The sequence below is a fragment of the Streptomyces sp. NPDC002476 genome (assembly GCF_042889785.1).
GTDB lineage: Bacteria > Actinomycetota > Actinomycetes > Streptomycetales > Streptomycetaceae > Streptomyces.
The window spans coordinates 33,890-44,485 of the sequence record NZ_JBIARH010000034.1 but is presented as its reverse complement, the minus strand read 5'-3'; the positions used below and the strand labels follow the sequence as shown (position 1 = coordinate 44,485).

The 10,596-nt window shown below is 74.5% G+C and carries 9 protein-coding genes; all 9 read left to right on the top strand.

From position 1 onward, the window contains the following. The first annotated feature begins 2,219 nt into the window (after window positions 1-2,219). The 9 genes from ACFYXM_RS29125 to ACFYXM_RS29085 all read left to right on the top strand — a co-directional run bounded on the left by ACFYXM_RS29125 (window position 2,220) and on the right by ACFYXM_RS29085 (window position 10,174). On the top strand, window positions 2,220-2,639 hold the full coding sequence (locus tag ACFYXM_RS29125) for a hypothetical protein (protein ID WP_389293772.1): 420 nt from the start codon (window positions 2,220-2,222) through the stop codon (window positions 2,637-2,639). A 54-nt stretch (window positions 2,640-2,693) separates the two neighbouring features. Next, window positions 2,694-3,119 (top strand): phage tail protein, encoded by a 426-nt coding sequence (locus tag ACFYXM_RS29120; protein WP_351205501.1) that lies wholly within the window; start codon window positions 2,694-2,696, stop codon window positions 3,117-3,119. Window positions 3,120-3,207: 88 nt separating this feature from the next. Continuing rightward, on the top strand, window positions 3,208-3,930 hold the full coding sequence (locus ACFYXM_RS29115) for a peptidase M23 (protein WP_389293769.1): 723 nt from the start codon (window positions 3,208-3,210) through the stop codon (window positions 3,928-3,930). After that, a complete protein-coding gene (locus ACFYXM_RS29110) occupies window positions 3,927-5,693 on the top strand; it encodes a VgrG-related protein (RefSeq protein WP_389293767.1) in 1,767 nt (588 codons plus the stop codon). The genes ACFYXM_RS29115 and ACFYXM_RS29110 overlap by 4 nt, the downstream gene beginning before the upstream one ends. A 61-nt stretch (window positions 5,694-5,754) precedes the next feature. Then, complete coding sequence (locus tag ACFYXM_RS29105) at window positions 5,755-6,072, top strand: PAAR domain-containing protein (protein ID WP_389293765.1); 318 nt, start codon at window positions 5,755-5,757, stop codon at window positions 6,070-6,072. Then, a complete protein-coding gene (locus tag ACFYXM_RS29100; protein ID WP_389293763.1) occupies window positions 6,069-6,491 on the top strand; it encodes a GPW/gp25 family protein in 423 nt (140 codons plus the stop codon). Before ACFYXM_RS29105 ends, ACFYXM_RS29100 begins: the two co-directional genes overlap by 4 nt. Continuing rightward, entirely contained in the window at window positions 6,491-8,452 is a 1,962-nt protein-coding gene (locus ACFYXM_RS29095; protein ID WP_389293761.1) for a putative baseplate assembly protein, read from the top strand. Before ACFYXM_RS29100 ends, ACFYXM_RS29095 begins: the two co-directional genes overlap by 1 nt. Continuing rightward, window positions 8,449-9,012 carry a phage tail protein gene (locus tag ACFYXM_RS29090; protein WP_389293759.1) on the top strand — a complete coding sequence of 188 codons (564 nt, stop codon included), beginning with the start codon at window positions 8,449-8,451 and terminating at the stop codon, window positions 9,010-9,012. The genes ACFYXM_RS29095 and ACFYXM_RS29090 overlap by 4 nt, the downstream gene beginning before the upstream one ends. Window positions 9,013-9,394: 382 nt before the next feature. Next, window positions 9,395-10,174 carry an NADase-type glycan-binding domain-containing protein gene (locus ACFYXM_RS29085; protein WP_389293757.1) on the top strand — a complete coding sequence of 260 codons (780 nt, stop codon included), beginning with the start codon at window positions 9,395-9,397 and terminating at the stop codon, window positions 10,172-10,174. Window positions 10,175-10,596: the final 422 nt, after the last annotated feature.

The following is a 10,596-nucleotide window of genomic DNA, read 5'->3' as shown; positions in this document are numbered from 1 at the left end:
GGGGGGGGCCCCCCCCCCCCGCGGCGGGGGGGGGCGGCGGGGCCCCCCCCCCCCGGGGGGGGGGCCCCGCGGGGGGGCGGCGGGGGGGGGGCGCGCCCCCCCCCGCCCCCGAGGCCACGCCGGGGACGCCCCCGACGAAGAATGCGGCATCGGCCGAAGACCCGCAGCCCGCTCCGGCATCGGCATCGGCATCGCAGCGTGCCGAGAGCGCCGCACCGGCACCGGCCGCACCCGGGCGCACCCGCCCCGCCGCGGTGCGCCCCCGGCGGACCGCTCCGCCGCTGGTCGTCGCCCGGCGTCCGGCGATACCGCTGCGGCACATCACCGGAATCCCGCCCGCTGCGGGATCCGCACCGTCCACCCCTGTCACCGGCGACGGCGCCGTCCAGCGGATCACGTCCGACCGTCCGGGCCGCTCCGGTGCGGATGCACCCGCGCCCGGCACTGCACCCGGACCCGCACCCGCACCCAGCAGCCCCGCCGGGCCTGCCGACGTCACGACGGTGCGGCCCGCCCTGGGCAAGCCGCTGCGGGAACTGCCCTCCGGGGCCGTGCCCGCCGACCCGGCGGGGAGGGGCGGGATCGTGCCGTCCGGCCCTGCGGAACAGCGCGAACCGGGCATGCCCCTACTCCAGCGGCAGGCATCGCGGGCATCGGACCCGGTGACCGCACGTCCGCCGGAGGCGACGGGACCACCCGCGCGCCCGCGGCCGTCCCCGCGTCCCGGCGCCGCGGAGCAGTCCCAGGCGCGCCGGTCGTCCCCGTCCCTCCAGTCGGCACCGGCTCGGGAACGGGCTTCGTCCTCCGAGCGGGCACGGTCCCAGGAGCCCGCCGGGCACGAGCCGTCGAAGTCCTCGGGGCCTGTCGGGGCGTCGGCACCAGCACCGCCCGGCGAAGTCGGCTCGCCGAGGCGTACCCGCAGCGGGATCGGCGCCCCGCTCCCCTCGCTCCCCTCGACGGCCAGGCTCCGGGACGACGCTCCCCTGCTCGGTGACCGCCGTCGGACGCACCCGGGAGCCATGGGGCCGGGGCAGGGCACGACGCCGGGGCAGGGCACGACGCCGGCGCGGGAGCCCTCGGCTCCCCCGCCGTCCGCACCGGCCGGGCCCGTACGGACACCGACACGGCCGGACGGGCCCTCCGGGATGCCCGTGCTGTCTTCTCCCGCGTCCGGGGCTCCTTCCTCGGCCGCCCCGGGCCCGGCGGCCGTCCAGCGCGCGGCGGACACCCGTACGCCCACGGACGCTCCCGCCACCGGATCCTCTCCCCCCACGCCCCGGACTGCCCCGGCTCCCCCGGCTCCCCCGGCTCCCGCCGCCCCGGTACGTGTCCGGAGGGTCGCCCCGGAGCGGGCGCCGACAGGCGCCCGCGGACCCACCGGTGATGCCGGGGGGCAGGCGCCCGCCGTCCAGCGGTCGCGTGCCCTGCTCCCGAGCAGGGCACTGGAGGTCAGCACCGGCTCGGCCGAGGGTTTCTCGGCCCCGGTGACGACGGCGGGCGGCGGCACGGCCCGGCCGGTCGTGGCAGCCACGTGGCGTCGTGACGTGCCGCAGCCGGGGGCCGCCGTGCCGCCACCGGGGCACGGAAGTGCGTCGCGCGGACAGCACCGGCCGTCGACCGGTGCGTCTCCCCGGCCGACGGCCCCTCACCCGCACACCGGGACCGCCGCACCTGTCCCACCGCACCGGACCCACGCCGAGGGCCGGTCGGCGACGCCCGAACCACCGACGCGCGCGCGACGAACAGCCGAAGGGCCGGGCCCCGGCGGGACCGTCCAGCGCTCGGTGTCCGGAAACCCCGGCGCCGCTGTTTCTCGGAGCGGGGCGCCTTCGGGCCGGACGACGTCCGGTGGTCCCGCTCGCCCCGCACCGGACGACTCCGTGGCGAGGCCCGCGACCGGTCCGGGACGGACGGGTCGCGGGCCGTGGGCCGGCGGCTCCCTCCTGCGGCTCGTGCGGCGTTCGGCGGGTGGTGGGCCGACCACGCCGTCCCCGCTCGGCTCCCACCCGCCGGCGCGGGAGCACGGGGAATCCCGCCCGGCAGGCGTCCCCGCTCCGCCGTCCCCGGCACCACTCCCCGCGCCGACTCTCCCGTACGCGTCACCGTCCCCCTCCGGAGCGTCCGCGCCGTCCGCCGCTCGGCCGGTTCCCGTGGTGCGGCCGCATCCGCCCGCGACGGGCGGGCCGGGACCGGCCGCCCCGGCCGTACAGCGGATGGCGATGCCGGTGGTGCCCGAGTACGCCGGACCCGCGATCACCGGTCCGGCGCCCGGAGCCGGCACCGTGCCGGGCGCCGGACCGTCCCTCTCGGTGCGGGTGCCGCAGTCACCGCGTCCCGCACCCGCTCCGGCCGCCGGAACGAACGCTCCGGGAGCCGCGGCGCGGGCCGTGCAGCGCGCGGCGGCCGAAGCCGGGATCACCGGCGTTCCGGTCAGGGCGGTCCCGGTGAAGCCCGCCGGTCCGCCGACGACCGGGCCGACCGACCCGCCCGAGGCCGCGGCTCCGGCCGCGCAGCGGGTGACCGGCGCGGAGATCGAGGAACTGGCACGTCGCCTGCTCGATCCGGTGAGCCGGCTCATCCGCGCGGACCTGCGCCGGGGCCGGGAGCGCGCCGGCCGGTTGTACGACGGCCGCCGCTGACAACGCTCCCGCCCGGCAACGCACTCGGAAACAGCAGAAAAGAAGAAAAAGCACATGACGGACAACATCTTCGCGACGAGCGTGTTCTTCAAGCTGGTGATCGGAGGCAACGACCTGGGTGCCTTCCACACCTGCTCGGGCCTGGGTGCCGAGGTGGAGCTGGAGCAGTACGCCGAGGGCGGCAACAACGGCTTCACCTGGCAGTTGCCCGGGCGGATCACCTGGACCAACATCACGCTGACCCGCCCGGTCACCGCCGACACGCTCAAGATCGCGCGGTGGCTGAACGACACGATCCAGCGCGTCGAACGCAAGGACGGCGAGATCGTCGCACTCCGCCCCGACCTCAGCCGCATCATCAGCTGGCAGGTACAGGGCATCGTGCCGGTGCGCTGGCAGGGCCCCTCCTTCGATCCCGCCAGCTCCCAGCCGGCGATCGAGACCCTGGAGATCGCGCACGAGGGTTTGGAGCCCTCCTGAGCGTTCACCGGACCGCCTGCGGACACCAGCGGTCCGTCACACGTGAAGTCCCGTTCGTCACACGTGAAGTCCCGGAAGGAGGAACGCGATGTCACCCGTCGCCCGCACGAGTCGTGCTCGCGCCCAGCTGACCATCATGGAGCCGCCGACGGAGGTCGGCGCCAAGCCGGGCGGGAGGATCGCCCAGCTCACCTTGCAGTTCAACCCGGCGCGGCTGTCGCTGAACAAGAGCACCGAATGGCGGCGCACGCCGTCCCGGATGGCCGAGCAGTCCGCGCTGCCCGAGTTCGTGGGCAGCGGACCCCGGACCCTGTCCATGGAGGTCTTCCTCGACGCCACGGCCACCCATGACAACTCGGTGGAGAAGGCGGTGGAGCAGCTGATGCTGGCGTGTGCGCCCACCCCGAACAGCCTGGCCCGCAAGACGCCGGCCAGCCCCTGGGTGCGCTTCGACTGGGGAACGTCCCGGACGACCTCGTTCGACGGTGTGATGTCCAGCCTGTCCATCTCGTACACCCTCTTCGACGTCGACGGGAAGCCGCTGCGCGCCACCTGTTCCCTCTCGATCGAGGAGGCGAGCAGCGAGACGCCCGGCCAGAACCCGACATCGGGCTCGCGGGAGGCGCGGCGCACCCATCGGATCGTCGTCGGTGACAGTCTGCCGCTGCTCGCCTGGCGGGAGTACGGCGACGCCACCGCGTGGCGCACGATCGCCCACGCCAACGACATCGACGACCCGATGCAGTTGGTCCCCGGCCGGGAGCTGGTCGTGCCCGGCCTGGAGGCCCCCGCCGCGGAGGGCGGCCGGTGACCGCCCCCGGCCGCTCCTTCGCCGCCGATCCCATCGTCGAGGCCCCCGGTGAGCTGCCCCCCGTCTGGGCGGCCCAGTTGGTGAGCTGCGTGGTCGACGAGAACATCGGCCTGCCGGACACCGCCGTGCTGACGTACCGGGACCCCGATCACAAGCTGCTCACCGCCACCGGGCTCACCATCGGCACCCCGTTGAACATATCCGTGGTCACCGTGCAGGAACGGGCGCGCGAGCGGCTGTTCACCGGCGAGGTCACGGCGGTCGAGCTGGACAGCGACACCACTGGTTCGTTCACCGTCGTCCGGGCCTTCTCCAAGGCCCACCGGCTGCAGCGCGGGCGGAAGGTGGTGGCCTACCGCAACATGAGGACCGCGGACATCGTCCGCAAGGTCGCCGCGGGCGCCGGGCTCGCCTGCGGAAGGATCGAGGCCGCGCCCGTCACGTACAAACAGCTGACCCAGCCCAACGTCTCCGACTGGGAGTTCCTCCAGTACCTCGCGGGCGAGAGCGGCGCGCACGTGCGCGTGGACGACCGGGGCCTGTTGCAGTTCGTGAGGCCGAAGCCCGCCGCTTCGGCGCCCTCGCCCGACACCTCCGCCGCCCGGAACCCGATGGTTCTCGAGTACGGGCGCAATCTGCTGGCCCTGCGGGCCGTGCTGACCGGTGCGGACGGGGCGGACGACGTGGAGGTGCGCGGCTGGGACGTGGAGACCAAGACGCGGCTGGTGGCCCGTGAGCAGTCCGTGCGCAGCGACACAGTCTCTCCCGGGATGAGTCCTTCGCGGGCGGCCGGCGCGTTCGGGTCGGGCACCCGGCTGACGGTCGCCGATACCCCGTACCGGACCCAGGCCGAGGCCACGGCCGTCGCCGGTTCCCTGGCCTCCTCGGTGAGCTCCGGTTTCGGGGAGATCGAGGCGGTCGCCGAGGGGAACCCCCATCTGCGGGCCGGTGAGCCGGTGGCGCTCGGCAACGTCGGGCCCGCGTTCTCCGGCCGCTACACGGCGACCGCCGCGCACCACGTCCTGGAACCGAACGGCGGCTACCGCACGACCGTGCTGGTGAGCGCCGCTCCCGACCGTTCCCTGGCAGGACTGGCCGGTGGCGCGAACGCGCCCGCGCGCGGTCCGCGCATACCGGGCCTCGCGATCGGCGTGGTCACCGACATCCGTGAGGGCAGGGGCGAGCGGGGCTGGGTCCGGCTGAAGTTCCCCTGGCTCGACGACACCTATGTGTCCGACTGGGTCCGTACGGTGCAGTGGGGCGGCCAGGGCGGCGGCGGTGTGTTCAGTCCCGAGGTCAACGACGAGGTGCTGGTCGGATTCGAGCAGGGCCTGCTGGACAGCCCCTACGTGCTGGGCGGCCTCTACAACGGGGTCGACAAGCCGTCGCCCCACGACGTGCCGCTGGTCGACCCGACCAGCGGCAAGGTCAACCGCCGTTCGCTGGTGTCCCGTTCCGGGCACCGGCTGGAACTTCTGGACAGCCCGCGCGGAGCGTCCGGTGTCCGGCTGGCCAGCGGTGACAAGCGACTCGATGTCACGCTGGACGAGCGGCAGAACGAGATCGCGCTGAAGGTGTTCGCCCCGGGCGGCACCCGGGTGCTGAGCTCCGTGACCCTTTCCGCGTCCGGCATCACGCTCGACGCCGGCACGGGTGAGGTGAACGTGAAGGGGAGTTCGGTGACCGTCAACGGCAGGACGGGGGTCACCGTCGACGGTGGATTGCTCGCCGTCCTCAAGGCCAAGCTCATCCGGATCAACTGACGTCCCGACGAGGCCCGTTACGGCGGCCGAAGTCCTTTTCGCAGCAAGGAGAACAGCGACCATGCCCCCTGCAGCCCGGACGGGCGACTCGACCGTTCACGGCGGCCTCATCGGCACCCCGCCACCGGGTGCCGCGGCCGTGGCCACCGTGCTGATCGGCGGCAGACCTGCGGCCGTCGTCGGCAGCCTGCACGTGTGCGTGGTCCCCCCGCACGCCGCGCTCGGGCCCGGAAACGTCATCATGCCCAACCCCGCCTCCGCCCTCACCGGTCAGGTGCTGATCGGCGGGCTGCCGGCCGCCCGCATGCGGGACACCACCAGTTGCGGCGCGCAGATCACCAGCGGCGCGTTCGACGTGCTGATCGGAGGTCCGGTGTGAGCGGCGGTTTCATCGGGCGCGGCTGGGGCTTCCCGCTGCGGGTCGGTCCCACGGGCGGCATCGGCATGGTCGAACGGGACCAGGAGCTAGAGGAGGCGATCGGGCTGATCCTCGGCACGGCGCCGGGCGAGCGGCCGATGCGGCCGGAGTTCGGCTGCGGCATCCACGACTACGTCTTCGCCCCCGGCGACGGCGCCACCGCGGGCCGTATCGCCCGCGAGGTCCGCACGTCGCTGGAGCGCTGGGAGCCACGTATCGAGGTGACCGACGTGGTGATCGCGTTCGACGCCGTCGAGGAGGGCACCCTGTACATCGACGTGCACTACACCGTGCGTGCCACCAACGACCTGCGCAACCTCGTCTTTCCCTTCTACACCATCCCCTCGTCCGAGGGCTCCGAGGAAGCGGGGGTGCGCTGATGGCTCTGCCCTCGCCCAACCTGGACGACCGGCGCTTCCAGCAGCTCGTCGACGAGGCCAAGCGGTACGTCCAGCAGCGCACCCCCGAGTGGACCGACCACAACGTGTCGGACCCCGGGGTCACGCTCATCGAGACGTTCGCGTACATGGTCGACCAGTTGCTGTACCGGCTGAACCGGGTGCCGGACAAGAACTACTCGGCCTTCCTCGACCTGCTCGGCATCACGCTGTTCCCGCCGACGGCGGCGCGGGCGGAGGTCGACTTCTGGCTGTCGGCCCCGCAACCGGAGACCGTGCTGCTCCCGGCGGGCACGGAGGTCGCCACCTCGCGCGGCGAGGCCGAGGAGGCGGTGGTGTTCTCCATCCCCGACGACCTTCCCATCGTGCCGAGTTCGTTGGTCCGGCTGGTCACCGCTCCGGTGTCGGGCGAGCAGACGGACCGCACCGCGCCACTCGGTGCGGGCCAGGACGTTCCGTGCTTCCAGGCCCGGCCGGAGCCGGGCGACGCCGTGCTGTTCGGGCTGCCGACCGCCGTTCCCCGGTGCATCGTCGCCGTACGCCTGGACAGCCGCGTGGAGGGCGTGGGCGTCGACCCGCGCCAGCCGCCGCTGGTGTGGGAGGCGTGGGACGGTGCCCGCTGGGTGACGTGCCGGACCGGCACCGACAGCACCGGCGGGCTGAACAGGCCCGGCGAGGTCACCGTGTTCGTCCCCGCCGGGCACACCATGTCGGTGGCCGCGGGGACCCGGGCCGGGTGGCTGCGCTGCCGGGTCACCGCGCCGGAGCCGGGGCAGCCGTTCTACTCCGAGTCGCCGACGATCCGGGAGGCCGAGGTGTTCACCGTCGGCGGCACCGCGGACGTGGAGCACGCGGAGACCGTCCTGGACGTTCCGCTCGGCGTCTCCGAAGGCGTCGCCGGGCAGCGGTTCTCCGTGAGCAGGGCACCGCTGCTGCTGGACGGGGAACCGCCGGTGGTCCAGGCGTCCTCCGCCGAGGGGTGGCAGGTGTGGACCGCCGTGGAGCACTTCGGCGCCTCCCGGCCGGACGACCGTCACGTGCGGATCGACGCCGTCACCGGAGAGTTCGCGTTCCCGCCCGAGGTGCGCGAGCCCGACGGGACGATGCGCGCCTGCGGCGCCGTGCCCGAGAAGGGCGCACAGCTGCGGGTCCCCCGCTACCGGACGGGCGGAGGCGCGGCCGGGAACGTCGCCCGGGGCGCCATCAATGTGCTGCGCAGCTCGGTGCCGTACGTGGCGAGCGTGAACAATCGCGAGGCGGCCCGGGGCGGGGTCGACGGCGAGATGGTGGAGAACGCGAAGGTGCGGGCGCCGAGCATCCTCCGGGTGCAGGAGCGGGCGGTCACGGCCGCGGATCACGAGATCATCGCGCGCGAGGCCGCTCCCTCGCTGCGCAGGGTCCGGTGCCTGCCCGCCGCCGCGGGCGAGGGCGGTGCGGTGCGGGTCCTGGTGGTCCCCGACGCGGTCCCCGACGAGGGCGGAAACCTGCGGTTCGAACAGCTGATCCCGTCGGACTCGGTGCTCTCGGCGGTCGCGGCGCGGCTCGACGAACGGCGGCTGGTCGGGACCCGGCTGGTGGTGGAACCGCCCGCGTACCAGGGCGTCACCGTGGTCGCCAGGCTGGTGGCGTCCGGTGGGGACGTGGACCGGGTCCGTACGGAGGCGCTCGCGGCGCTGTTCCGCCACATCGACCCCCTGCGGGGCGGGGCGGACGGCGCGGGGTGGCCGTTCGGCAGGCCGGTGCAGTACGGCGAGGTCTTCGCGGTGCTCCAGAACGTGCGGGGAGTGGGCCTGGTCGAGGAGGTGCGGCTGTTCCCGGCGGACCCGATCACCGGCCGGCGCGGGGCGGCGCAGGAGCGGATCGACGTCGCCGCGGGTGCCCTGGTCTTCTCGCACCAGCACCAGGTCGTGGTCGCCGCGGGCGGGAACGGTGAGGGCTCATGACCAGGGCTGCGGTACCGGGGCTCGCCAGCCGCTACCCGATCGGTGGGATGCTGCCCGCGCTGTACGCGGACGACGACCTGGCCCAGCGGTTCACCGCGGGCCTGGACACCGTGCTGGCACCCGTCCTGTCCGCCCTGGACAACCTTCCCGCCTACTTCGATCCGGCTCTCGCCCCGGCCGACTTCCTGCCCTGGCTGGCGTCGTGGGTGGGTGCCGATCTCGATCCGGAACTGCCGTTGGAGCTGCGGCGGGCCGTCGTCGCCCGGGCCGTCGAGCTGCACCGGTGGCGTGGCACCCGCCGGGGCCTGATCGAACAGCTCCGGCTCTGCTTCGGCGTCCACGCCGACATCCGTGACGGCGGAGGCGTCGCGTGGTCGTCGGAGCCGGGAACCGCGTTGCCCCCGGCGCCGACCGGCGAACTGCTGGTGCGGGTCTGGGCGCCGCACGGGGGCCAGGTGGACGCGAACCGTGTCCTGGACGTCGTCGCGGCGTCGTGCCCCGTACACCTCACGTGCCGGGTGGAGATCCTGCCGGGCCCGCCAGAAGAGACAGGAGACTGACGCGATGCGCTCGTGTCCGGCATGCGGTGCGGCCAACCGCGAGGGCGAAGAATTCTGCGGGAACTGCGGTTCCTATCTGGGCTGGTCCTCCCGGACATCGCGAAACCCTCCCGCCGCGGAACCCGTCGACCCGGCGGAACCCGCCGCCCCGGCGGAGCCGACGGCCGGGCCGACGGGCCGGGCCCCGGCCTCTCCCGGGAGCGGTGCCGCCCCCGATCCCGGGGCCGGGGCGTCGGCCTCCCCACGCCCGGAGCCACCGGTGGAACCGACGCGGTCGCGCGTGCCGGAGTCCGCCGGACCGGCCCCGTCGGTGCCCGCAGCGGCCCCGGAACCGCCCCGGCGGCCCGCCCCTGTCCCGCCGGAACCATCGGCGGAGGAGGACGTGCCCGTGGTCGCGGTGCGGCCTGCCGAGCCGATCGCCCGGCGCCCCGTCGTCAGGCCCGTGGCAGCGGAGGAGGACGCCGGGGGGCCGCCGTGCCCGGCGTGCGGCACCCCGAACCTTCCGGGACGCCGGTTCTGCCGACGCTGCGCCGCACCGCTGGACACCCGCGAGCAGCCGAAACCGCTGCCGTGGTGGCGCACGGTGTGGCCGTTCCGCCGCCGCGTGCGGGGCGGATCGGGCCGGGCGCTGCGGCGGACCCTGCTGGTGCTGGCGGTCGTCGGGGTGCTGTTCGCGGGCTTCCTGCTCCTGCCGGCCGGGCGCTACCTCTTCGAGGACGTGCGGGACAAGCGCGGCGGGACGGCGGAGATCAGCCCGGCGAAGGCCACCGCGAGCTCCCAGTCCCCCGGTCATCCGGCAACCGCGGCCATCGACGGGGTGACCAACACGTACTGGGGGGCGCCCACGCTCGGTTCGTCCTTGACCTGTTTCTTCGACAAGCCGTTCCGGCTGGTCGGCGTCGTGGTGCACACCGGTGTGTCGAAGGAGCCCCAGGAGTTCCGGCAGGGGGCCAGGCCCACTCGGGCCGATCTGATCGTCACCACGACGGACGGCGAGGTCCATGAGAAGGCGGTGGCACTCGCCGACGAACCGGGCCCGCAGACCGTACGGACCGGCATCAGCGACGTCGTCTCCGTCCGGCTCGTGCTGCGGGCCGCGTCCGGCCAGGGCGAGGGGCGGCCCATCGCGGTCGGGGAGGTCGAATTCTTCAAGCGGACGTGAGGCCGGACACCGCTCGGGAGTTGACCGGAGCGGCGACAGCGCCGCCGTCGTGGTGTCCACGCGAAGGTCCTCGGCGGCGCGTTCCTCCGGGGTCTCGCGGACTCCCTTGCACGCTGGGCCGGATCAAGCTCCCTCGCCGGGGCTCCAGGCCCCACAGTCTGCCCGCCCGCCCGCTCTTCTCTGCCTCTCAGCACCTGGGTCGGGCGGGAGGCGCGACGTATGCAGAAGGAGATACGTACCTACGCGGAAAGAGGACCCCTTGCGCGATCACGACCACGTGAGACCGACCGCCGCGGCGACCTGGCATGCGCCGGCCCGCAAGCCCGCGGCGGACGAGCGGATGCCGCCCGAGGGCGTCCTCCCGCTGCAGAGCACGGCCGGGAACCCGGCCCTTGTCCAGATGCTCCGTCAGGCCGGGCAGC